The sequence below is a fragment of the Pseudomonas versuta genome (assembly GCF_001294575.1).
In the GTDB taxonomy this organism is placed as follows: Bacteria; Pseudomonadota; Gammaproteobacteria; order Pseudomonadales; family Pseudomonadaceae; genus Aquipseudomonas; species Aquipseudomonas versuta.
This window is the reverse complement of the sequence record NZ_CP012676.1, coordinates 1439318-1464012: the sequence shown is the minus strand read 5'-3', so window position 1 is coordinate 1464012 and position 24695 is coordinate 1439318. Positions and strand designations below refer to the sequence as shown.

At 58.3% G+C, this 24695-nt stretch carries 20 protein-coding genes, 1 tRNA gene and 1 pseudogene; 6 read left to right on the top strand and 16 right to left on the bottom strand.

Going from position 1 to position 24695, the window contains the following annotated elements:
- Positions 1 to 163: 163 nt before the first annotated feature.
- The 6 genes and pseudogenes from AOC04_RS06580 to gacA form a co-directional block, all read right to left on the bottom strand.
- A complete protein-coding gene (locus AOC04_RS06580) occupies positions 164 to 3349 on the bottom strand; it encodes an Ig-like domain-containing protein (protein ID WP_060691697.1) in 3186 nt (1061 codons plus the stop codon).
- 911 nt (positions 3350 to 4260) lie between these two features.
- Positions 4261 to 4336: transfer RNA gene (locus AOC04_RS06575), tRNA-Gly, on the bottom strand.
- 66 nt (positions 4337 to 4402) lie between these two features.
- A complete protein-coding gene (gene pgsA, locus AOC04_RS06570; protein ID WP_060691696.1) occupies positions 4403 to 4960 on the bottom strand; it encodes a CDP-diacylglycerol--glycerol-3-phosphate 3-phosphatidyltransferase in 558 nt (185 codons plus the stop codon).
- 224 nt (positions 4961 to 5184) lie between these two features.
- Entirely contained in the window at positions 5185 to 5889 is a 705-nt protein-coding gene (locus tag AOC04_RS24430; RefSeq protein ID WP_397457221.1) for a helix-hairpin-helix domain-containing protein, read from the bottom strand.
- A gap of 81 nt (positions 5890 to 5970) precedes the next feature.
- Positions 5971 to 6941 (bottom strand): annotated as a pseudogene (gene uvrC / locus AOC04_RS24425) (excinuclease ABC subunit UvrC); the annotation flags it as partial.
- A gap of 68 nt (positions 6942 to 7009) precedes the next feature.
- Complete coding sequence (gene gacA / locus AOC04_RS06560) at positions 7010 to 7648, bottom strand: response regulator transcription factor GacA (RefSeq protein ID WP_082363747.1); 639 nt, start codon at positions 7646 to 7648, stop codon at positions 7010 to 7012.
- A gap of 732 nt (positions 7649 to 8380) precedes the next feature.
- Here gacA and AOC04_RS06555 point away from each other — a divergent pair.
- From AOC04_RS06555 to AOC04_RS06535, 5 genes are all read left to right on the top strand, one after another.
- A complete protein-coding gene (locus AOC04_RS06555) occupies positions 8381 to 9466 on the top strand; it encodes a 3-deoxy-7-phosphoheptulonate synthase (RefSeq protein ID WP_060691694.1) in 1086 nt (361 codons plus the stop codon).
- A gap of 105 nt (positions 9467 to 9571) precedes the next feature.
- A complete protein-coding gene (locus AOC04_RS06550; protein WP_003445034.1) occupies positions 9572 to 9853 on the top strand; it encodes a peptidylprolyl isomerase in 282 nt (93 codons plus the stop codon).
- A gap of 119 nt (positions 9854 to 9972) precedes the next feature.
- Positions 9973 to 10743 (top strand): 3-hydroxybutyrate dehydrogenase, encoded by a 771-nt coding sequence (hbdH, locus tag AOC04_RS06545; RefSeq protein ID WP_082363665.1) that lies wholly within the window; start codon positions 9973 to 9975, stop codon positions 10741 to 10743.
- Positions 10744 to 10891: 148 nt separating this feature from the next.
- Entirely contained in the window at positions 10892 to 11998 is a 1107-nt protein-coding gene (locus AOC04_RS06540) for an enoyl-CoA hydratase/isomerase family protein (protein WP_060691693.1), read from the top strand.
- A 3-nt stretch (positions 11999 to 12001) separates the two neighbouring features.
- Positions 12002 to 13153 (top strand): acyl-CoA dehydrogenase family protein, encoded by a 1152-nt coding sequence (locus AOC04_RS06535; RefSeq protein WP_060691692.1) that lies wholly within the window; start codon positions 12002 to 12004, stop codon positions 13151 to 13153.
- 79 nt (positions 13154 to 13232) lie between these two features.
- On the opposite strand, the gene AOC04_RS06530 is transcribed toward AOC04_RS06535, so the two are convergent.
- The 7 genes from AOC04_RS06530 to selD form a co-directional block, all read right to left on the bottom strand.
- On the bottom strand, positions 13233 to 14006 hold the full coding sequence (locus tag AOC04_RS06530; protein WP_060691691.1) for an enoyl-CoA hydratase: 774 nt from the start codon (positions 14004 to 14006) through the stop codon (positions 13233 to 13235).
- A 16-nt stretch (positions 14007 to 14022) separates the two neighbouring features.
- A complete protein-coding gene (locus AOC04_RS06525) occupies positions 14023 to 15150 on the bottom strand; it encodes an acyl-CoA dehydrogenase (protein ID WP_060691690.1) in 1128 nt (375 codons plus the stop codon).
- Positions 15151 to 15159: 9 nt separating this feature from the next.
- Complete coding sequence (locus tag AOC04_RS06520) at positions 15160 to 16353, bottom strand: acetyl-CoA C-acyltransferase (RefSeq protein WP_060691689.1); 1194 nt, start codon at positions 16351 to 16353, stop codon at positions 15160 to 15162.
- A gap of 10 nt (positions 16354 to 16363) precedes the next feature.
- Entirely contained in the window at positions 16364 to 17131 is a 768-nt protein-coding gene (locus AOC04_RS06515) for an SDR family NAD(P)-dependent oxidoreductase (RefSeq protein ID WP_060691688.1), read from the bottom strand.
- Between the two features lie 28 nt (positions 17132 to 17159).
- Positions 17160 to 18824, bottom strand: coding sequence for an AMP-binding protein (locus AOC04_RS06510; protein ID WP_060696889.1), 1665 nt, complete (start codon positions 18822 to 18824; stop codon positions 17160 to 17162).
- Between the two features lie 126 nt (positions 18825 to 18950).
- Complete coding sequence (gene mnmH / locus AOC04_RS06505; protein WP_060696888.1) at positions 18951 to 20039, bottom strand: tRNA 2-selenouridine(34) synthase MnmH; 1089 nt, start codon at positions 20037 to 20039, stop codon at positions 18951 to 18953.
- On the bottom strand, positions 20039 to 21073 hold the full coding sequence (gene selD, locus AOC04_RS06500; protein WP_060691687.1) for a selenide, water dikinase SelD: 1035 nt from the start codon (positions 21071 to 21073) through the stop codon (positions 20039 to 20041). The genes mnmH and selD overlap by 1 nt, the downstream gene beginning before the upstream one ends.
- A gap of 626 nt (positions 21074 to 21699) precedes the next feature.
- On the opposite strand from selD, the gene AOC04_RS06495 reads away from it, so the two are divergent.
- Complete coding sequence (locus AOC04_RS06495) at positions 21700 to 22029, top strand: hypothetical protein (RefSeq protein ID WP_060691686.1); 330 nt, start codon at positions 21700 to 21702, stop codon at positions 22027 to 22029.
- 59 nt (positions 22030 to 22088) lie between these two features.
- Here AOC04_RS06495 and AOC04_RS06490 read toward each other — a convergent pair whose 3' ends face one another.
- From AOC04_RS06490 to AOC04_RS06480, 3 genes are all read right to left on the bottom strand, one after another.
- Positions 22089 to 23030 carry an electron transfer flavoprotein subunit alpha/FixB family protein gene (locus tag AOC04_RS06490; RefSeq protein WP_060691685.1) on the bottom strand — a complete coding sequence of 314 codons (942 nt, stop codon included), beginning with the start codon at positions 23028 to 23030 and terminating at the stop codon, positions 22089 to 22091.
- Between the two features lie 16 nt (positions 23031 to 23046).
- Entirely contained in the window at positions 23047 to 23796 is a 750-nt protein-coding gene (locus AOC04_RS06485) for an electron transfer flavoprotein subunit beta/FixA family protein (RefSeq protein ID WP_060691684.1), read from the bottom strand.
- An 86-nt stretch (positions 23797 to 23882) separates the two neighbouring features.
- Complete coding sequence (locus tag AOC04_RS06480) at positions 23883 to 24587, bottom strand: YoaK family protein (protein WP_060691683.1); 705 nt, start codon at positions 24585 to 24587, stop codon at positions 23883 to 23885.
- Between the last annotated feature and the right edge of the window lie 108 nt (positions 24588 to 24695).

The window sequence follows — 24695 nt, the reverse complement described above, 5'->3', positions numbered from 1 at the left end:
CCTAGCGCTGAACGGCATGGGCGGCTGGCAGTTGAGCCTGGAGAACCTCAAGGCAAAAAAACCGCGATGCCGGCAACCGGCATCGCGCAATTCAGCCCGTTTATGCAACTGAGTCGGCGTTCAAAGACTGGCCGACCTGCAGCATGTTTTCACGCTCTAACCATTACAGCGGCGGTTGCAGCAACTCCTCAACCGGCAGTACCAGCTCCGCTGTCAATGGCATGCAGCCGAGGTCTGCAACGTTACCGCCCAGCGCATTTGCAGGTTCGGACATAAAGGCCTCCATCAATTGCAGGGTCTGGGCAGGATCCAGCTCGGCCACAGGCTCAGTGATTTCGCCAAACACATCGAGATGGCTATCGGCCAATAAGCTGTCGAGTGACAGCGCGTTGTTGAGTTCGCCCGCTACGGGCGCTTGCGATGGGTCGACAACAATAAGGTCGAACGGCTCACTGCTGACGCCGCCGACCACCGCTGTGAGCGTATGTTCACCATAAGGCAACCAAGCCGTGTAGACCCAATGCCCTGTTTCACTGGCCTGCAGGGTGTAAATCAACTGGCCGTTAGAATAAATCTCAACGATTGCATGCGGGCCTGCGGTGCCGGCCAACAAGGGCGAGCGATCGTCGGTGGTATTGCCACTGAAGCGTTGACCGACATCACTGCCGAAATCGTCATAGACGTATTCGATAGCAGGGCGAACAGGCTCTCCCCCTTCGGCTGGTACTTGAACATCAATCAAGTAGCTGTCGCTGAATTTGCCTTCTGAGGAGACCTTCAATACCTGCTGGCCATTGTCCAGGGCGGATGGCGTGATGCTCCAGTTGCCGTTGCTGTCGGCCTGGGCGCGACCTACTTCACGACCGTTGGCATACAGCTGAACGATTGCACCCGGCCGCGCGGTACCCGAGACCGTAGGGGTGTTGTCGTCAGTGCTGCCGCCCTCGCCCACCATGCCCGATTCACCCTGATCGTCGTAGACGCTCTGGATACTCAGCTCAGGAAGCTCCGGAGTTGTTGGGGCCTCGACATTGATGGTGAAGCCGTCGCTGAATTTACCCTCGGAGGACACTTTCAGCACCTGCTCGCCACTGTCCAGGGCGGACGTGGTGATGCTCCAGTTGCCGTTGCTGTCGGCCTGGGCGCGACCTACTTCGCGACCGTTGGCATACAGCTGAACAATTGCACCCGGCCGCGCAGTACCCGAGACCGTAGGGGTGTTGTCGTCAGTGCTGGCGCCATCGCCCACCATGCCCGACTCACCCTGATCGTCGTAGACAGTCTGGATACTCAGTTGAGGGGTTGTGGAGGCCTCGACATTGATGGTGAAGCCGTCGCTGAATTTACCCTCGGAGGACACTTTCAGCACCTGCTCGCCACTGTCCAGGGCGGACGTGGTGATGCTCCAGTTGCCGTTGCTGTCGGCCTGGGCGCGACCTACTTCGCGACCGTTGGCATACAGCTGAACAATTGCACCCGGCCGCGCAGTACCCGAGACCGTAGGGGTGTTGTCGTCAGTGCTGGCGCCATCGCCCACCATGCCCGACTCACCCTGATCGTCGTAGACAGTCTGGATACTCAGTTGAGGGGTTGTGGAGGCCTCGACATTGATGGTGAAGCCGTCGCTGAATTTCCCTTCTGAGGAGACCTTCAATACCTGCTGGCCATTGTCCAGGGCGGACGTGGTGATGCTCCAGTTACCGTTGCTGTCAGCCTGGGCGCGACCTACTTCGCGACCGTTGGCATACAGTTGAACGATTGCACCCGGCCGCGCGGTGCCCGTGACCGTAGGGGTGTTGTCGTCAGTGCTGCCGCCATCGCCCACCATGCCCGACTCACCCTGATCGTCGTAGACAGTCTGGATACTCAGTTGAGGGGTTGTGGAGGCCTCGACATTGATGGTGAAGCCGTCGCTGAATTTCCCTTCTGAGGAGACCTTCAATACCTGCTGGCCATTGTCCAGGGCGGACGTGGTGATGCTCCAGTTGCCGTTGCTGTCGGCCTGGGCGCGGCCTACTTCACGACCGTTGGCATACAGCTGAACGATTGCACCCGGCCGCGCAGTACCCGAGACCGTAGGGGTGTTGTCGTCAGTGCTGCCGCCATCGCCCACCATGCCCGACTCACCCTGATCGTCGTAGACAGTCTGGATACTCAGTTGAGGGGTTGTGGAGGCCTCGACATTGATGGTGAAGCCGTCGCTGAATTTCCCTTCTGAGGAGACCTTCAATACCTGCTGGCCATTGTCCAGGGCGGACGTGGTGATGCTCCAGTTACCGTTGCTGTCAGCCTGGGCGCGGCCTACTTCACGACCGTTGGCATACAGCTGAACGATTGCACCCGGCCGCGCAGTACCCGAGACCGTAGGGGTGTTGTCGTCAGTGCTGCCGCCATCGCCCACCATGCCCGACTCACCCTGATCGTCGTAGACAGTCTGGATACTCAGTTCAGGAAGCTCGGGAGTTGTGGAGGCCTCTACATTAATGGTGAAGCCGTCGCTGAACTTCCCGTCGGAGGTAACTTTCAGCACCTGCTCGCCATTGTCCAGAGCGGAACTGGTGATGCTCCAGTTGCCGTTACTGTCGGCCTGGGCCCGCCCTACTTCACGACCGTTGGCGTACAGCTGAACGATTGCACCCGGCCGCGCAGTACCCGAGACCGTAGGGGTGTTGTCGTCTGTGCTGCCGCCATCGCCCACCATGGCCGATTCACCATGATTATCGTGGACGCTTTCGATGATCGGCTTGACCGATGTCGCCGACTCAACAGTAAGTGTGAAGATGTCGCTGTGTTGTCCCTGGGATTTGACGCTAAGGATATTCAGCCCTTCTGGAAGAGTTGGGGTGATGGTCCAGTGCCCCTCTGCATTGGCCTGGGTAAAGCCAACGGAACGACCGCTGGAAAAAATCTCGACATAGGCGTTGGGGGCGGCAGTACCGGACAGGGTTGGCGGTTTGTCGCTGATGGTCGCGCCGTGCTCCACCTGACCCGGTTCACCTTCATTGTCGACAACACTGGTAATGACTGGACGACCAGTGGAAGCCCCGCTTGCCTGCACCGTAATAACTACCGGTTCGCTCATTTTGCCGTGAGCCATAACGGTCAGAGCATGAGAGCCAGTGCCGAGATCGCGATCAGGAGTGAAGCTCCAGTTTCCTTCACCGTCCGCCTGGACACTACCGATCAGTTTTCCATCGTCATATATGTAGACATGGCTGTTGACAGGCGCACTGCCGCTCAATTGGGGAGTTGGGTCGACCGTGATGTCGCGGTCATAAATATCGCCAGTGTAGTCAATGTCTTGATCAACTATTTGCGTAATGAAAGCAGGCGTATTCGGAGTTGCCATTTATATAGACCCTTATCGTTTTAAAAACATCGCACGTTAATTACCCTGGCCATTATCAGCTGATAACGCAGCGTTAGAATTAACGGCGAAAAGTCTAAAGCAGTGCACGACTCGCCCAACATTAAAAACACCTAAGCAACGTTGATTTATGTAACTCCACATTACTACCTGGCAGTAACACTACAAGCAGAAAAATATAACAATCGGAACACTCTTAAAAATCTCATCAATTACGCACCGCTCTATCATGGCGCCTGCATGCAGCGCCTAGCCTCCCCTAACTCCATGATTTATCAATACGATTTCCGGGACGACTACTTAGATATAAAACACACTATTAATTTAAACGATGCACCCTGCTAAACCCGGCCCACCTATTTTAAACGCAACAAACAACAGATTGATCGAAGATATAAGTACACATCAAGCAAACTACAAAGCTCATCATATTAAAAAGAATAACACTGCAATGCGCGCAATAAAGTCTGGCATCTGTTCGCAAGCGTTACTGCCCTGCCAACAGATTAAAGCCGGGGCACACTACACATAACATGACCCTGTTGTGTATGAAGCGCACAAAAATTGATGCTTCGGGCAACCAGGGCACGCGCGCTTTTTTGAGGTTAGTTTACGAGTATGAAGTCCATACCCGTGATGCGGACGCACCCAATAGACATTTCTGAGAGTGCCCGCGCGAAGACTCGATCAGAGCCAGAGCCTGAGGCTATTTTTGCTAGCCGAATGGCTCCAGCAACAAACTGCTCACTGCGCGCCAGCCTCCCGGACCGGATCCAGGACTTGGACACACCGGACACTGCAGGACGTCAGTGCTTTTTGCCGCAACGAAAAAAGGACCCGAAGGTCCTGTTTTCTTGCTCTATCGAATTGCCATGAATTCGTAGAGCTATGTTTGGAGCGGGAAACGAGACTCGAACTCGCGACCCCGACCTTGGCAAGGTCGTGCTCTACCAACTGAGCTATTCCCGCGTCTTGGTGCCGGGCATTCTACAGGGATCGAAGAATGCGTCAAGCCATTGATTCAAAAAGTTTTATTTATTTGGTCGAGGTGGTCTTCAAATGCGGCCAGGCGGCTCGCAAATATTGAACCATCGACCACAACGTCAGCCCTGCCGCAACCAGCAGCAGTGCATAACCCACCACCACCCAGAAGCTGAAGCCGGACGGATTGGCCAGCAGGATGATCAACGCCAGCATTTGCGCCGCAGTCTTCCATTTCCCCATGTTGGACACGGCAACCTGTGCCCGTGCACCCAGCTCTGCCATCCATTCACGCAGCGCAGAAATCACGATTTCGCGGCCGATGATCACTGCAGCAGGCAGGGTCAGCCACACATTGTGATGTTCCTGCACCAGCAAGACCAAGGCCACAGCCACCATCAGCTTGTCAGCTACAGGGTCGAGGAAGGCGCCAAACGGCGTACTTTGCTCCAGCCGTCTCGCCAGGTAACCATCGAGCCAGTCCGTCGCCGCCGCAAATGCGAAGACAGAACTGGAGGCCACATAGCTCCAGCTGTAGGGCAGATAGAACAACAGAATGAAGAAAGGAATCAGCAGAACGCGTAGAACGGTGATCAAATTAGGGATATTCATCGGCACAACTGGCTACGAGGTGAGGGGGCAGTCTACTCGGTGTTGCGGTCTGAAAGACAAATTCTAGGACCATTCCCGGTGCATGTCTAACGGAGTTCCAACACGAGTCTGATTATGTGACAGACCCCAACCATACCAGAATCGGCTGCCCTGCTGAGCAGCCAGTTTGAGCGACAAGGGCACGGTTGAGGTCTTGTGAAGAGAACCGGGGGCCAAGGGGTTATTTATTCACTGTGCAGATTCGCATAAATCAGCTCTGCGAGCTTTTTACTGATCCCGGGGGCCTTGGCGATCTCCTCGATGCTGGCGCGAGTCAGTTCCTGCAGCCCGCCGAAATGCTTCAACAAGTCGCGGCGACGGGTCGGCCCTACTCCGGCTATGCCTTCCAGGGTTGAGGTGCGGCGGGTTTTGCCACGTCGCGCACGGTGCCCGGTAATGGCGAAGCGGTGTGCTTCGTCACGGATTTGCTGGATCAAATGCAAGGCCGGATCATCACCCTTCAAGGTGAATTCATGGGCCGCGTCATTCAAATAGAGGGTTTCGAAGCCAGCCTTGCGGGTTGTGCCCTTGGCCACACCGAGCAGAATCAGGTCTGGAATTGCCAATTCATTGATGACATCGCGAGCCATCGACAACTGCCCCTTGCCGCCATCGACCAACAGGATGTCTGGCAACTTGCCCTCACCCTCCTTCAGCCGGCTGAAACGGCGCATCAGTGCCTGATGCATCGCGCCATAGTCATCACCGGGTGTCACACCCTCGATGTTAAAACGCCGGTAATCCGACTTGATCGGGCCTTCGGGACCGAATACCACGCAGGAAGCGACCGTTGCTTCGCCACTGGAGTGACTGATGTCATAGCACTCGAGCCGCTGCGGGATCTCATCGAGCTTGAGTACTTTTGCCAGCGCTTCAAAACGTGCTGCCACATGCAAGCGATTGGCCAGACGGGCCCCCAGGGCCTGTTCGGCATTGGTCACGGCCAGTTGCTGCCAGCGGGCACGGGTGCCGCGCACACGGTAACTGATGGCCAGCTCACGGCCGCGCAAGGCCTCAATTGCATCAATGATCGCATCGAAACTTTCATGCTCGACGTTAACAATCAGCTCGCTCGGCAGATCGCGCTCAGGGCTACTGATGTAGTACTGCCCGAGGAAAGCCGCCATCACTTCGCCAACATCCTCCTCAATACCCACCTGGGGAAGAAGTTCTTGCTGCCCAGCACTCGTCCGCCACGCACATTGATTAAATGAACACAGGCGCCGCCCGGGTTGACGAACGCGGCGATGACATCGACATCCCCGTTGCCGCCTTCCATGCTTTGCTGATCCTGAACCCGGCGCAGCAGCGATATCTGGTCACGCACTTCGGCTGCGCGCTCAAAGTCCAGGGTGCTGGCGGCCTGCTCCATGGCGCTGTTCAACTCGTCGGTCAGCGCACTGCTGCGGCCTTCAAGGAACATCACTGAGTGGCGCACATCTTCGGCATACACGTCGGGATCAACCAGCCCGACGCAAGGGCCTTTGCAGCGCTTGATCTGATACTGCAAGCAAGGACGCGTGCGGTTCTTGAAGTAGCTGTCTTCGCACTGGCGCACCATGAAGGTCTTTTGCAGGATGCTCAGGCTTTCGCGAATGGCGCCGGCACTGGGGTAAGGTCCGAAATACTTGCCCTTCAGTTTTTTGGCGCCACGATGAATGCTCAGGCGCGGGTACTGGCCGTCCGACAGAAACACATAGGGATAGGATTTGTCATCGCGCAACAGAATGTTATACGGCGGGCGCCACTCTTTGATCAGTGTCTGCTCAAGTAGCAGCGCCTCGGTTTCGTTGGCGGTAATAGTGGTTTCAATTTGCGCGATACGCCCCACCAGCGCCGCAGTTTTAGGCGCCAGGCCGGTTTTACGAAAGTAGCTGGCCAGGCGCTTTTTAAGGTTCTTGGCTTTACCCACGTAAAGCAGACGGGCATCGGCATCAAACATGCGATACACACCGGGCCGACCACTGCAGGTCGAAAGAAATGCACTTGCATCGAACTTGTCAGTCATCGTTAACCAGCATCTACCATGCCGTGACGAACAGCCAGGAGGGCCAGTTCAACATCACTTTTGACTGAAAGCTTCTCGAAAATCCGATAGCGATAGGTGTTTACCGTTTTGGGGGACAAGCAAAGCTTGTCGGAAATGACTTGAACCTTCTGACAGCCGACAATCATCAAGGCAATCTGGATTTCCCGCTCTGACAAGGCGTCAAACGGAGAGTCGCTGGCAGGCTGGAAAGATTTGAGCGCGAGCTGCTGAGCCACTTGCGGGCTGATATAGCGTTGACCGGCGAATACCAGGCGAATGGCCTGGACCATCTCTGCCAGCCCTGCACCCTTGGTTATGTAGCCAGCAGCACCGGCCTGCAGCAGGCGTGTCGGGAACGGGTCTTCTTCACACACGGTGACGGCAACCACTTTGATGTCAGGGTGGCTGCGCATCATTTTGCGGGTAGCTTCGAGGCCGCCAATGCCGGGCATTTTGACATCCATCAAGACCACATCCGGTTTCAGCTCACGTGCCTTGAGCAGCGACTCCTCTCCAGACTCGGCTTGACCGACCACCTGCAGGCCCTCGATATCGGCCAGCATTCTGGTGATCCCTGTACGCACAAGATCGTGGTCATCGACCACTAGAACCCGAATCAAGTCGATACCTCGCAAATTTTTGGTCTTGGCTGATTGTCGACACCTTAGCAAAAAACTGTTGGGCCAACCTACCTATCATGAGCCTGCAATCCATAGCCAAACCGTAAAAACCTGTAAACCCGACGCCTTGCAGGCTTCAAAGGCGCTGAGCGCCAATGGTTGCAAACCATTCATCGACCAGGCGGCACCGCTGCATCAATAGCCTTGACCACCCGCATCCATAGCAATTTTTGATTGAACCCGTGAGCCGGACTCGAGTAAGCTCCCCCCACTCATCGGAGACAGCACATGTTGCATAACGCCCCCACAGCCATTTGTAAGACCACCCGCGAAACACGCGTGGCCGAATCTGTGTGCGCGAACGCTGCACGATTTTATTTTGGGTATTGGTTTAGCCACTGGCGCGCCTGATACCCACACGGCGCCCACTACTTTAGGGGTCGCCTACCAGAGAATTCTCACCCCCGGTCGGCTTCCCGACCGGGGGTTTTGTTTTTTCAGGCCCCACACATTATTTATTGAAGGAATTACCCCATGAACTACATCACTTATTACCGCTTCGACCTTTGCACTGCATGGCGATTTATCAGCCGCCGTTCGGGACAGTCTGCCGCCTCCGAACGGACCCACATTGGTGGCACGCATGCACTCACAGCCAGTCTGGCCAATTGTCGAACACCCCAGTAGGGCTGCGCGCGCGGATCAATCCGCCGCCTGCCCAGGAAGCACACCATGAACACCTCCATCTCTGCTCTGCCGGTCCATCTCGCCCCTGCAACGGTATTGACCCAACGCCTGCCCAGCGCAGCGCAACTCAAGCAGCAGTTGCCCCTCAGCAACGCTCTTGCACGTCAGGTCAGCCAGCAACGCCAGGCCATACGCGCCATCTTGAACGGTGACGACTCCCGTTTGCTGATAGTGGTCGGCCCCTGCTCTATCCATGACCCGCTCGCCGCACTCGAATACGCCAGTAACCTTGCAGCTCTTGCCCACGATCTGCGCGATGACATGCTGCTGGTGATGCGCGCCTACATCGAAAAACCACGCACGACCGTTGGCTGGAAAGGCCTGGCCTACGACCCGCACCTGGATGGCAGCGATGACATGGCCCACGGCCTCACCCTGTCGCGTGAACTGATGCTCGAAATGCTGGGCATGGGCCTGCCGATTGCTACAGAACTATTGCAACCCATAGCCGCCGGCTACTTCGACGACCTGCTGGGCTGGGTGGCCATTGGCGCACGCACCACCGAATCGCAAATTCACCGCGAAATGGCCAGCGGCCTTGCTCTGCCCGTAGGGTTCAAAAACGGTACTGACGGTGGCGTGGCAATTGCCAGTGATGCCATGCGTTCTGCCGCCCATGGCCATCGCCACTTCGGGGTCGACAGCCAGGGCCATCCGGCAATCGTCCAGACACCCGGCAACCCCGACACCCATCTGGTTCTGCGCGGAGGCCACAGCGGCCCGAACTACGACCGCACCAGCGTGGCCAAGGCCCGGGCCGGGCTTGAGAAAAATGCCATACCCGCCCGGTTGATGGTCGACTGCAGCCACGCCAACAGCGGCAAGGACCCACTGCGCCAGCCCGAGGTGTTTAATGACGTGCTCGCTCAGCGCCTGGAGGGCGACCGTTCGCTGATCGGCATGATGCTCGAAAGCCACCTGTTCGAAGGCTGCCAGCCCTTGAGCGCAACCATGCGTTACGGCGTCTCCGTGACCGACGGTTGCCTGGGCTGGGATGCGACCGAACAATTGCTGCGCGGCGCAGCCGGGAAATTGCAGGCACAGCGCCAATCCGCCCTGGCTATCGCTTAAGAGACCGGGGGGCGGCTGCGAAAATGCCTCCCCCATCAACTTTTGCCAGGAAAAAACCTGTTGAATCCGGTAGGCTCAGCACTTTCTTGAAAGGAGTACTCCCCCATGGCCAAAGCCACAGCCCGTCACATCCTCGTTGCCAGCGAAGACAAGTGCAACGAACTGAAAGCACAAATCGAAGGCGGCGCTGATTTCGCCGAAGTCGCAAAAGCCAACTCCACTTGCCCGTCCAGCCGTCAAGGCGGCGATCTGGGTTCTTTCGGCCCAGGCCAAATGGTCAAGGAATTCGACACTGTCGTTTTCAGCGCGCCAATCAACGTGGTGCAAGGCCCAGTTAAAACCCAGTTCGGCTATCACCTGCTGGAAGTCACCAGCCGCCAGGACTGATCCCGGCCCTGCGTGAAAACGGCCCGCCTTTTGGCGGGCCGTTTCGTATCCGCGATTGCAAACCTCGTGCTACGTTTCCTCATCCACGAATCCATCGTGTCTCACCTGAGGAATTGATCATGAGCCTTGAGGGTAAAACTGCACTGGTTACCGGTTCCACCAGCGGCATCGGCCTGGGCATCGCACAGAGTCTGGCCCGGGCTGGCGCCGACCTGATACTCAACGGTTTTGGCGACGCCAGCAAAGTCGTTGCCGAGCTGGAACAATTCGGTGGCAAGGTTGGCCATCATCCGGCAGATGTCAGTGACCCCGCGCAAATCGCCGACATGCTCAGCTATGCCGAACGCGAATTCGGCGGCATCGACATTCTGGTCAATAACGCTGGCATTCAACATGTCTCAAGCGTTGAAGAGTTCCCGGTAGAACGCTGGGACTCAATCATCGCGATCAACCTGTCTGCGGTATTTCACAGCACCCGCCTTGCCTTGCCGGGCATGCGCAAACGCGGCTGGGGCCGCATCGTCAATATTGCCTCGGTGCATGGCCTGGTTGGCTCGGTCGGCAAAGCCGCTTATGTAGCAGCCAAACATGGCGTGATCGGCCTGACCAAAGTCGTGGGCCTTGAAACCGCCACCAGCAACATCACCTGCAACGCGATTTGCCCTGGCTGGGTGCTGACCCCGCTGGTCCAGAAACAGATTGATCAACGTATCAGCCAGGGTATCGACCCCTATCAGGCGCAACATGACCTGCTGGCAGAGAAGCAACCCTCGCTGGAGTTCGTCACCCCGCCGCAACTGGGTGAGCTGGTGCTGTTTTTGTGCAGCGAGGCCGGCAGTCAGGTACGCGGCGCGGCGTGGAATGTCGACGGTGGCTGGTTGGCGCAGTAACCCTGCACATTACTGCACTCCCGACATGCAAAAATGCACACCAGCCCTGCACTTATCAGGGTTGTACAGTGCAAATTTGCACTGTTAGCATCGTCTATCGTTCGCCCGCGAACACCCCCTAATAACAAGACAAAGCAGGGAGTTAGTGATGACTGCTCAGGTTTCATCCTCACCGACACAGGATATCGAGCCGGCTCAAAACACGGTCCTGGCCCAGGTACGTAACCATATTGGCCACCTGACCCTGAACCGCCCCGGCGGCCTCAACGCCATTGACCTGGATATGGTGCGCAGCCTTCAGCAGCATCTCGATGCATGGGCTCAGGATTCAACAATCAAGGCTGTCGTGTTGCGTGGAGCAGGTGAAAAAGCCTTCTGCGCCGGCGGCGACATTCGCTCGTTGTATGACAGCTACAAGAGCGGTGGCAGCCTGCATACCACCTTTTTTGAAGAAGAGTACGCCCTCGACCTGACCCTGCATCACTACGCCAAACCGGTACTCGCGCTGATGGACGGCTACGTCCTGGGCGGCGGCATGGGCCTGGCCCAGGGCGCAGATCTGCGGCTGGTAACAGAGCGCAGCCGCCTGGCAATGCCCGAAGTCGCGATCGGTTATTTTCCGGACGTCGGTGGCAGCTACTTCCTGACCCGAGCCCCTGGCCAGCTGGGCACCTACCTGGGGGTCAGCGGTGTCCAGATCCGCGCCAGTGATGCACTGTATTGCGGCCTTGCCGACTGGTACACCGAAAGCGCCAGACTGCCTGAGCTGGATCAAAGCCTCGACTCGCTGCAATGGCACCAAACCCCGCTTGAAGACCTCCAGCAGCTGCTGGCCACTTTCGCCATGCAAACGTTGCCCGACGCTCCGCTGGCCAAATTACGCCCCTTGATTGATCAGGTTTTCGCCCTCGACAGCGTGCCCGCCATCGTCGCCGGCCTGCGCGCGGTAACAGCTCCCGAAAGCCGGGCATGGGCACTTGAAACCGCCGACCTGCTACAGACGCGCTCGCCATTGGGCATGGCTGTGACCCTGCAGATGCTGCGCTATGGCCGCGAACTCAAACTTGAACAGTGCTTTGCCCTTGAACTGCATCTTGACCGCCAGTGGTTTGATCGCGGCGATCTGATCGAAGGCGTACGCGCGCTGATTATCGACAAGGACAAGACCCCGCACTGGAACCCGGCCACCCTCGACGAACTTGATCCGGCCCATGTGGCCAGCTTCTTCACCCACTTCAAACAGCAAGGAGTCTGAGCCATGCAAGACCTCGAACTGACAGAAGAACAAGTGATGATCCGCGACATGGCCCGAGACTTTGCCCGTCGCGAAATAGCCCCCCACGCCCAGGCCTGGGAAAAGGCCGGCTGGATCGACGACGCACTGGTCTCCAAGATGGGCGAACTCGGCCTTCTGGGCATGGTGGTGCCCGAAGAATGGGGCGGCACCTACGTCGACTACGTGGCTTACGCCCTGGCTGTCGAAGAGATTTCTGCCGGTGATGGTGCGACGGGCGCACTGATGAGCATCCACAACTCGGTTGGCTGCGGCCCCATCCTCAAATATGGCAGTCAGGCGCAGAAAGAAACCTGGCTGGCGGACCTTGCAAGCGGCCAGACCATCGGCTGTTTCTGCCTGACCGAACCCCAGGCCGGATCGGAAGCGCACAACCTGCGCACCCGCGCCGAGTTGCGTGACGGTCAATGGGTAATCAACGGCGCCAAACAATTCGTCAGCAATGGCAGACGCGCAAAACTGGCCATTGTGTTTGCCGTCACCGATCCGCAACTGGGCAAAAAAGGCCTCTCGGCATTCCTGGTGCCCACCGACACTCCCGGTTTTATCGTCGACCGTACTGAACACAAAATGGGCATCCGCGCCTCGGACACCTGTGCCGTAACGTTAAGCAACTGCACGGTCCCTGAGGCCAACTTGCTGGGTGAGCGCGGCAAAGGGCTGGCAATCGCCCTGTCCAACCTTGAAGGCGGCCGCATAGGCATTGCAGCGCAAGCACTGGGTATTGCCCGTGCAGCGTTTGAAGCAGCACTGGGGTACGCCCGTGACCGGGTGCAGTTCGACAAAGCGATCATCGAACACCAGAGCGTCGCCAACATGCTGGCCGACATGCAAACCCGGCTCAACGCGGCCCGGCTGCTGATCCTGCATGCAGCCCGACTGCGCAGCGCGGGTAAACCGTGCCTGTCAGAGGCCTCGCAAGCCAAGCTGTTTGCCTCGGAAATAGCCGAATTTGTGTGTTCCAAAGCCATACAGATCCATGGTGGCTATGGCTACCTCGAAGACTATCCGGTAGAGCGCTACTACCGCGACGCGCGAATCACCCAGATCTATGAAGGATCGAGCGAGATTCAACGCATGGTCATCGCGCGGGAGCTGAAGAACTATCTGATCTGACAAAAACCCGTAGGCGCGAACTTGCCTCGCGAGCCTTTAAAGCTCGCGAGGCAAGCTCGCTCCTACAGCCGGGGGGGGGTTACTGGTTTTTAAACTGCGCTTCGCGCTTGCCGACGAACGCTGCCATGCCTTCTTTCTGGTCGTGGGTGGCAAACAGCGAGTGGAATACCCGGCGCTCAAAGCGCACGCCTTCCGACAAGCTGACTTCGAATGCACGGTTGACGCTTTCTTTGGTCAGCATCAGCACCGGCAGCGATTTTTTGGCAATGGTTGCTGCAACTTTCAAGGCTTCTTCCAGCAGTTCATCCACCGGCACTACGCGGGCCACCAGACCTGAACGCTCAGCTTCTTCAGCACCGATCAAACGCCCGCTGAGGCACATTTCCATCGCCTTGGCCTTGCCCACTGCACGGGTAAGGCGCTGGGTTCCGCCCATGCCCGGCAGCACCCCGAGATTGATTTCCGGCTGCCCGAATTTGGCGTTGTCGCCCGCCAGTATAAAGTCGCACATCATCGCCAGTTCACAGCCGCCGCCCAAAGCAAAACCGGCGACTGCCGCAATGATCGGCTTGCGTCGTGTTGCCACTCGATCACTGTCCGAGAACAGGTCTTCCAGATAGATTTGCGGGTAGGTCAGGTCGGCCATTTCTTTGATGTCTGCGCCCGCAGCAAAGGATTTTCTTGAACCGGTGATAACGATGCAGCCAATTGCGTTATCGGCTTCCAGCTTGTCCAGCGCATGGTTCACTTCATTGATCAGTTGCGCATTCAGGGCGTTGAGTGCCTGCGGCCGGTTCAGTGTAATCAGGCCAACATGCCCGTGTATGTCCAGCAGAATGGTTTCGTAGCTCATCGTTCAGGTCCTCAATTCAAAGATTGCGTGCAATAACCATGCGCTGGATATCGCTGGTGCCTTCGTAGATCTGGCATACCCGCACATCGCGATAGATCCGCTCCAGCGGGAAGTCGTTCAGGTAGCCATAACCGCCCAGGGTTTGCAACGCCCGGGAACACACGCGCTCGGCCATTTCCGAGGCGAACAGTTTGGCCTGTGATGCCTCGACCAACGCCGATTGCCCGCTGTCACGCAGAGCAGCGGCGTAGCGCACCATTTGCCGGGCCACGGCGATTTCGGTGGCCATGTCTGCCAGGCGAAAAGCGACCGCCTGATGCTCAATTAGCGGCTGACCGAATGTCACGCGCTCGCGGGCATAGTCGCGGGCAGCCTCAAAGGCTGCGCGAGCCATGCCGACGGCTTGTGAGGCAATCCCGATGCGACCGCCCTCCAGGTTGCCCAGGGCAATCTTGTAGCCCTGCCCTTCTTCCCCCAGGCGGTTGGCCAGCGGAACTTTCAGGTCAGTGAACAGAATCTGACAGGTGTCCGATGCGTGCTGACCCAGTTTGTCTTCAACCCGCGCCACGCTGTAGCCCGGGGAATCCGTGGGCACGATAAAGGCCGTGATTCCGCGTTTACCGGCTGCAGGATCTGTGACGGCAAACACAATCACTACACCGGCATTTTGCCCCGAGGTGATGAACTGTTTGCAGCCGTTGAGCACGTAATGGTCGCCTTCACGGCGAGCCCGGGTTTTCAGGTCGCTGGCATCAGAGCCGGCTTGCGGCTCGGTCAGGGCAAAGGCACCCAGCATTGCACCACTGGCCAGCGGCACAAGAAACTCGCGTTTGTGCTGCTCGGTGCCGTACTTGAGAATCGGCACACAACCCACCGAGTTGTGCACGCTCATGATCGTCGAACAGGAGCCATCGCCAGCGGCAATTTCTTCCAGGGCCATGGCGTAAGCCTGATAGCCCGTATCACAACCGCCCCACTCTTCCGGCACCAACATGCCGAAGAAACCCAGCTCGGCCATCTCGTTAATGGCCTCGCGCGGGAAGCGATGCTGCTTGTCCCACTCGGCCGCGAACGGTTTCAAACGCTCTTGGGCAAACTGCTGCGCCGCGTCGCGAATCTGTAATTGTTCTGATGTGGCAAGCATAGGAATTCCTTAGTACACACATTCAACGGCAATGGCCGTCGCTTCACCGCCGCCAATGCAGATCGCTGCGACGCCACACTTGAGGTGCTGCTGGCGCAGGGCAGAAATCAGAGTCACCAGAATCCGCGCCCCTGAAGCACCAATCGGGTGGCCCAGGGCACAGGCGCCGCCGTAGATATTGACCTTGCTGTGGGGGATCTGCAGCTCACTCATGGTCACCAGACTGACCACCGCAAAGGCTTCGTTGATTTCAAACAGGTCGACATCACCCAGGTTCCAGCCGGTCTTGGTCATCAGCCGTTTGATCGCGCCCACAGGTGCCGTGGGGAATAGTCCGGGCTCGTCGGCAAAGGCCGCATGGCCGTGGATGACCGCCAATGGTTTGAGACCGCGTTTTTGCGCTTGCGAGCTGCGCATCAATACCAGGGCCGCCGCACCGTCGGAAATAGAACTGGAGTTGGCCGCAGTCACCGTTCCGCCGTCACGGAAGGCCGGCTTCAAGGTCGGGATTTTTGCCGGATTGGCTTTGGGCGGCTGCTCGTCATCACTGATCAGGCGCTGCTCTTTGGCGACAGTCACCGCCACCGGCACGATCTCGGCACTAAAACGGCCATCCTTGATCGCTTGCTGCGCGCGGGTCAGCGAAGCCACGGCAAATGCGTCCTGGGCTTCACGGGTGAAGCCATGAGCCTGGGCGCAATCTTCGGCAAAAGTGCCCATCAGGCGACCACGATCGTAAGCGTCTTCCAGTCCATCGAGAAACATGTGGTCCAGCACCCGGCCGTGACCCATGCGGTAACCGCTGCGGGCACGGTCGAGCAAATAAGGCGCGTTGGACATGCTCTCCATGCCGCCCGCCACCACCACATCGACGCTGCCGGCCAGCAGCCGGTCGTGCCCCAGAATGGCGGCCTCCATACCCGAGCCACACATCTTGTTCAGGGTGGTGCAACGCGTGCCCTTGTCCAGGCCTGCCCCCAGGGCGGCCTGGCGGGCAGGCGCCTGACCGAGACCGGCCGACAGCACGCAACCGAACAACACTTCTTCCACGCCATCGGGCGCCACACCTGCGCGTTCGACCGCTGCCCGTATGGCGGCGGCACCCAGTTGCGGTGCCGTCAGACCTTTAAAGTCGCCCTGAAAGCCGCCCATGGGCGTACGCGCGACACTCACAATGACGACTGGATCGTTGGTAATTGTCATTTCATACCTCTTATTTGGCGGCCATGCGCAAGGCACCGTCGAGACGGATCACCTCGCCATTGAGCATGCTGTTTTCAATGATGTGGCGCACCAGCGAGGCGTATTCGTCCGGTTTGCCCAACCGCGGCGGGAACGGCACGCCAGCCGCGAGCGATGCACGCACTTCGGGTGTCAGGCCAGCCATCATCGGGGTTTCAAAAATGCCCGGGGCGATGGTCATCACCCGAATGCCGAAACGCGCCAATTCGCGGGCGGCAGGCAAGGTCAAACTGGCGATTGCACCTTTGGAAGCGGCATAGGCTGCCTGGCCAATCTGGCCATCAAAGGCCGCTACTGACGCAGTATTGATGATCACGCCGCGTTCACCCTGTGCATCGGCAGTGGCTTGAGCAATCGCCTCGGCTGCCAGGCGCAACATATTGAAACTGCCGATCAGGTTGACGTTGATGACCTGGCTGAAGCTTTCCAGGGCATGGGGGCCATTTTTGCCGAGGATCTTTTCGCCGCGCACAATGCCCGCACAATTGATCAGCCCGTTAACTGCGCCGAAGGCCGCAACCGTGGCCTCAACCGCCGCCTGTGCTGCGCCTTCCTGGCTGATATCGGCTACTGCGCTACGCGCCTGGCTGCCCAGCCTGGTCGCCTGGGCGGCCACGGCATCGGCGTTCATGTCCACCAGCATCACCCGGGCACCGGCCTTGACCAGCATCTCGGCCGTTGCCGCGCCCAGCCCCGATGCACCACCGGTGACGATAAAAACCTTGTTCTCGATTTGCATGATATGTCCTGAAATTCAAGCCTGACGATTAAGCCGTGACCCTGGCGCTTGCGGCCAGTTCAGCCTTGGCGATTTCCTGATTGCGCAAAATAAAGCGCTGCAGTTTGCCGCTCGGGGTTTTCGGTAACTCGCTGACAAATTCGATTTCACGGGGATAGGCATGCGCCGCCAGACGCTGGCGTACATGCAGGCGCAGGGTCTCAGCCAGTTGGGCGTCGCCCAGATATTGCGGGTTGAGCACCACGAAGGCTTTAACCAGTTCGGTACGCTCCGGGTCCGGTTTGCCCACCACGGCGGCTTCGACCACCGCAGGGTGTTCGATCAGGGCGCTTTCGACATCGAAAGGCCCGACCCGATAACCGGAAGTGGTGATCACATCGTCGCTGCGGCCGACAAAACTGATGCTGCCATCCGGGTTCAGCTCCACGGTGTCGCCGCTCAAGTAGTAGTTGCCGACAAACGCCTTGGTACTGAACCCCTGGTACCCGGCGAACCAGCACATTGGCGACTGGCTGCGGTCCACGGCCAGAATTCCAGGCTGGCCGACCGGTAGCTCCTGATGGTTGTCATCGAGCACCACAATCCGGTGACCCGGCGAAGCGAAGCCGGCGGCGCCCAGGTGTACCGGATGATCCAGGCCGTGGTGATTGCACAGCACCATGCCGACTTCGGTCTGGCCGTAGTGATCATGGATGGTGACGTTGAGCTCATCGGCAAACCAGCGAATCACTTCCGGGTTCAGCGGTTCACCGGCGCTGCTGACGGCACGCAACTGGCCTTTGACCTTGCTCGAGAATGCACTGCCGGCGGCAATCAGCATGCGATATGCCGTGGGCGAGCCGGTGAGGTTGGTGATGCCGTATTTTTTGATCACCCGACAGGTGCTTTCAACCGTGAACGGGCCATCGTAGAAAGTGATGGGATGGCCCATCGACAGGGGCCCGGCAATCCCGAAGTAAATGCCGTAGGCCCACCCCGGATCGGCCAGGTTCCAGAACGAATCTTCAGGGCGCAGATCCACCGCGTCGCGGGTATAGCTCTGGAACGCGACGATCGCCTTGAGCGGTACCAGAAGCGGTTTCGCCGGCCCGGTTGTACCCGAGGTGAACATCAGCAAAAACGGGTCTTCGCCAGTCAGCATTAGCGGTTCACAAACCGGCGGGTAGTTATCCAGCTCGGCCCAGAAACTGAAATCACCGCGAACCAGGCCCTGCCCTTTGGCCCCGGCCACCGTGACAATCGGCGGGCAAGCATTGACTTCGTTGAGTTTGGGACGGTTCACCGCATCGGTCACCACCAGCGCCGCCCCCGAACTGTTGAGGCGGTGTTCGATGGCCTTGGGGCCGAACGCAGTAAACAGGGGCTGGTAGATGGCGCCGATTCGCCAGGCGGCGAAGGCCACGACCAGAAGTTCGACATTACGTGGCAGCAAGCCCGCTATTTTGTCGCCGCGCTTGACGCCCTGAGCCAGCAAAAAGTTGGCAAAGCGTGCTGCCTGCTCCTGTAACCGGCTGAAGGTATAGGTCGCGTCGGTGGCGTCGCGACCCTCCCAGAACAGGGCAATACGACCCGCCAAGGCATGGCGGTCGCAGCACTCGACACATGCATTGAGTGCCGTTAAATGGCCGGCCAGTGCGTGCGTCACCGTACGCTGGTAATCAAAATCAGCCATCGTGGTCTGATAGTCGCGCATCAGCAGAATCCCTCGGTCTTTATTTTTAGGATGGGAACCGTGAAAAATCCTGCTGATCATCGCCTTGCGAGGGCTGCGCAACAATAGTCAAACCGCTCAAGCTGAGTGACTGCTTTGGCCAATGCGTTACCGGGTTCGCAGGTACTCCTGCACTGCCGCCTGATCGCCGGCGAAGACAATGCGCGAACCTTTTTTCTCGCGCTGAAAGGCATACATCGGGTCGTAATATTCGCGCAGCAACGCTTCGATCCAGACCCGGTGCAGGTCCACCGCCCCGCAACTCGCCTGCTCTTGCAGCGCAGCCTCCATCACTGCCCGCAAACGCTGATGCCGCTCACCGCCCAGACGGCGCTGAATATTGGCCAGGCTTTCGAGCAGGCGTTGCGAAAACAGGGTGAAGCCGTGGTCACCGTTTTTCGCAGTGAATTCGGCGCTCAGTTCCACCACGTAATCACGCAAAATGCGCTCGACGCGGCTTTCAAGGCTGTCTTCAAGCCAGACCATCGGGGCATCTTGCATGCGCTGATACAAGGGCAAGGGCAACGCGCAACTGCCCACCGTGCGGCTTTCGTCTTCCAGCACGAAGCACTCGTGTCCGCTGGCGCGTTTTTTCAACACATCGATTGCCAGACGGTTTTCGAAGTCGATATTGGAGGGCTGGCCAGTAGCACGCTTGCCGAAGCTTGAACCACGGTGATTGGCGTGCCCTTCCAGATCCAGGGCATTGTCGAGCTGCACCAGCACGTCGGTTTTACCGGTGCCGGTCATCCCGCCCAGCACGATCAGGTCGCACTGCTGCACAGCGTCGTCGACGGTCTGGATCAGGAACGCACGCAATGCCTTGTAGCCGCCGGTAACGCGCGGATAGTCGATCCCTGCATCCTGTTTGAGCCATTGCTGGACGATTTGCGAGCGCATGCCGCCGCGAAAGCAATACAGGCAACCGTCGGGATTGGCGCGGGCAAAGTCGGCCCAGGCCTGAAGACGCTCGGCTTTGGTCTGGCCCGACACCAGTTGGTGGCCCAACAGCACGGCGGCCTGCTGACCCTGCTGCTTGTAGCAGGTGCCAACGCGCTCACGCTCGTGATCGGTCATCAATGGCAGGTTGACCACGCCAGGGAAGGCGCCTTTGTTGAATTCGATCGGCGCGCGGGTGTCCATCATCGGCCGGTCATTAAGGAACAGATCGCGGAAGTCGGTTACGTCATGAGCCATCATGACACCTCAACCGCGTACGTCTGTCGCTCAACCAGTTGGCCGATGGACTCCAGCTCCAGCCCGTGCTCGCGAGCCATCTCCAGGAACGCCTGATCGCCCTGCGGGCTGACGGCCACCAGCAGTCCACCGCTGGTTTGCGGATCACACAGTACCAGCTTGTGCAGTTGTTGCAGCGGCGCAAGCTTGCTCGCGTAACTGTCGAAATTGCGCAAGGTGCCGCCGGGCACACAGCCTTGTTCCAGGTAGTACTCGACCGAGGCCAGTTGCGGCACTTTGGCGTACTGGATTTTCGCTGTCAGGTTGCTGCCATCGGCCATTTCCACCAAATGCCCGAGCAGGCCGAAACCGGTGACATCGGTCATCGCCTTGACCCCTTCGAGTTTGGCGAACTGGCTGCCGATCCTGTTAAGGGTGCACATCCAGTCCCGTGCCACGCCGACGTCTTCGCTGCGCAGCTTGCCCTTTTTCTCGGCAGTGGTAAGGATGCCGATCCCCAGGGGCTTGGTGAGGTACAACAGGCAACCGGCGACGGCCGTGTCGTTGCGCTTCATGTGGCGCTTGTTGACCACACCGGTCACCGCCAGCCCGAAAATCGGTTCCGGGGTGTCAATGGAGTGACCGCCAGCCAGCGGAATACCCGCTTCATCGCATACCGCGCGGCCACCGCGAATCACTTCGCGGGCCACTTCTGGCGGCAACAAATGAACCGGCCAGCCTAAAATCGCAATCGCCATTAAGGGATCGCCGCCCATCGCGTAGATGTCACTGATGGCATTGGTGGCTGCAATCCGCCCGAAATCATAAGGGTCATCAACGATGGGCATAAAAAAGTCGGTGGTCGAAACCACGCCGCGCTCATCATCCAGTGCATAGACCGCTGCATCGTCGCGGGAGGCATTGCCTACCCAGAGCTTGGGGTCAAGATTTTGCGCTCCGCTGCCGGCAAGGATTACTTCCAGTACCTGAGGCGAAATCTTGCAGCCACAGCCCGCACCGTGGCTGTACTGGGTCAGACGAATCGGCTCGCTCATGGGTACCTCTGGTCAATGTCAAAGCGCCAGATACTAGCAGAGCGGGCACCGGCAGGTGTTCACAATGCCCGACGGGCTCGCGGACCAGGGCACTTTCAGCCGGTTAACGGCATCGCGGGGCCCGCTCGCGCCTGCCTGTTTTCAGGTCAGTACTGATGACCGGCATGCTGAAAACAGACCGGCGAGTCACATATGTAGTGCCTTAAAATAAACACTACATATGTATTGACGACGCGGTTTTCCCCCAGCATGATGCAGACGTCTTCCCCACCGGAAGCGCTGGAAAGGGTTGTTGTAAGCATGTTCGACGAGCTGTCGAGCTGTTCCGGGATAGGTACTGCCCACAAGGCAGAATTGATGAAGCTGACCTGGCTTGATCGTCCATGTTCAGGGCGTGAGTTGCTAGCGAAACGACTTCAAGGCGCTTGTGGATGATGTGTCATATCACCCTTGCATCCTGGTTAACGCTGCTCTCCCTCGCTGTACGCTGTTTGTGTAGTGCTTTGAATTACGACTACACAGGACGAACTCAAGACCGGATCTGCTTTAGATGGACACTACGTAGCGCTGCAGGTGCAGTTGCGCGAATCAATTAGACAGATCAACAAGTGGTCAAGGAGTTAGCTATGAACCTGAATAATCAACCGACTGTTAATGAGCTGGCTCGACTGTTCGCCGCCCAGAAAGACACGCTGAACGACCACATTCTGTGGATCAGCGAAGCCGGTGATGTACGCATCGACCCTGTCGCTGCCTGCAAGGAAGAAACCGAATTCGAGAAGGACCGCCCACAAATGCGTGCCCATCTCAAAATGTACCGCCGTGGCCAGGGCTACGTGGGCAAAAAGGCCGCCGCCGATACCGACTACATGGCGCGCGTTCTGCAAACCCTGACCCTGACCTGGGAGAAGGCTCAAACAGCCCCTGCACTGGTCAAGGTTAACAGCTACAGCTGATAACCTTCGGTAATGTAAAAAGCCCCGGATAATCTCCGGGGCTTTTTTATTGTCGATGTTTAGACCGCGGCTTCCAGCTCGGGCACTGCTTCGAACAAGTCCGCCACCAGACCGTAATCGGCCACCTGAAAAATCGGTGCTTCTTCGTCCTTGTTGATTGCAACGATCACTTTGGAGTCTTTCATGCCGGCCAGATGCTGGATCGCGCCGGAAATACCCACCGCGATGTACAACTGTGGCGCAACGATTTTGCCGGTCTGGCCGACCTGCATGTCGTTCGCCACAAAACCTGCGTCAACCGCCGCACGAGAGGCGCCGACACCTGCACCCAACTTGTCGGCCAGGGCGTACAGGTATTTGAAATTGTCACCGTTCTGCATGCCGCGACCGCCGGATACGACGATTTTGGCAGCGGTCAGCTCGGGACGGTCCGACTTGGCCAGTTCTTCGCCAACGAACGACGAAGTGCCTGCATCGTGAACCGCTGCAACCGCTTCAACCGCTGCCGAACCACCTTGTGCGGCAACCGGGTCGAAACCGGTGGCGCGAACGGTGATCACTTTGACTGGCGCAGTGGACTGTACGGTAGCAATGGCGTTACCGGCATAGATCGGACGCGTGAAGGTGTCAGCGCTTTCAACCGAGATGATCTCGGAGATCTGGTCGACGTCCAACTGCGCAGCAACACGCGGCAGGATGTTTTTACCGTTGGAGGTGGCGGCAGCCAGGATGTGGCTATAGCCCTTGCCCAACTCTGCCACCAGCGGCGCAACGTTTTCCGGCAACTGGTGGGCGTAAGCCGCGTTGTCAGCAACCAGTACTTTAGCCACACCGGCGATTTGCGCGGCCGCTTCAGCCACAGCACCAATGCCCTGGCCTGCAACCAGAACGTTGATCTCGCCACCGATTTTTGCGGCAGCGGCTACGGTGTTCAGCGTAGCCGCTGCCAGCGTCTTGCCGTCCTTTCCTTCTAAGAAGTCGGCGATTACCAAGATAGTCATCTTTAAGCTCTCCAATTCAGAGCACCTTCGCTTCGTTTTTCAGTTTCTCGACCAGTTCAGCCACCGACTTGACCTTGATGCCGGCGCTGCGTGCAGCCGGCGCTTCAACTTTCAGGGTCTTGTTGGTCGAAGCGGTCGAAATACCCAACGCGTCTGGCGTCAGCACTTCAAGCGGCTTCTTCTTGGCCTTCATGATGTTTGGCAGGGACGCATAACGCGGCTCGTTCAAACGCAGGTCGGTGGTGATGATGGCCGGCAAGCGCAGCGAAACAGTTTGCGCGCCGCCGTCGACTTCACGGGTCACGGCAACCTTGTCGCCCGCAACGATAACTTTCGAAGCGAAGGTGCCCTGACCGTAACCGGTCAGCGCAGCCAGCATCTGGCCAGTCTGGTTGTTGTCGCTGTCGATGGCCTGTTTGCCCAGGATCACCAGTTGCGGCTGTTCCTTGTCGACCACGGCCTTGAGCAGCTTGGCCACGGCCAGCGAGGTCAGGTCTTCGGCGGATTCGACGAGGATGGCGCGATCGGCACCCAGAGCCAGCGCGGTACGCAGCTGTTCCTGAGCCGTGGTCGGGCCGATGGAGACGACGACGATTTCAGTCGCAACACCTTTTTCTTTCAGGCGTACGGCTTCTTCCACAGCGATTTCGCAGAAGGGGTTCATCGACATCTTGACGTTGGCCAGATCAACGCCGGAGTTGTCCGCTTTGACGCGAACCTTGACGTTGTAATCGACCACTCGTTTGATACAGGCCAGCACCTTCATTATTTCTCCCCCGATGGGTATTGGTACGCCAGCTTACCGTGCAGGCATGAGCGCGCGTATCGACCATTCGGGTTAGACCATGGTGCCTAGCGCGGCATGTAGTCGCGCTGCCAGCGCCGGGGTATCTTCAACGACAGCAGCCCCAGAACGGTGGCAAAACCCGCGCTGAACAGCATGGCTTTGAGCCCGAAGTGCGCCTCCAGCAGAGCCCCCATCACCGCGCCCAGCAACATTCCCGTCCAGGGCACCAGCTGCACCCGCCAGCCACTGTGCCGCTCACCTAGCATCCAGCGCCCCAGCCCGCGGCCAAAACGCGACAACGCCCCGGTCACATAGGTCAGCCCCACCGGCAAACCGTTAACCTGCTCCACGGCCGCATTAAGCATGCCCATTGCCAGAATCGCCGCCAGCAACGCCGGGACCCGGGTATCAAACGGCAGCAGCGCCGCCGTGCACAACAATCCTGCAATCACCAGCAATAAAGGCAACGCTCGCCGCCCGCTCAAACGCCCCAGTAAAACACCCAATGCGTTGCCCGCAATAAACGCCAGCACGGCGAAGACCAGGCGTATCGCCATGGACATATCACCCTCGCCTATCGCTACCGCCATTCGGGTCGTGTTGCCGCTCATGAACGAGACAAAATCGCCGGTAGCCAGAAAACCGATGGCGTCGGTCATGCCCGCCAGCACTGACAAACTGGCAACCAGCCCCAGCCCCACCCGGCCGCGCCACACACGCACACGCAGGTGAAGGGGGTTGCCGGACCTTCTAAGTGGCACAGGAAGCATTGATCGAGCCCTCGGCTTAAATTGTAAGAAAATTCCCATATAGCCCATGTAAAACCGAACCAATATCGAAAAAGGCGTCTAATAGACACTTTGACTCATGGAGGAGAA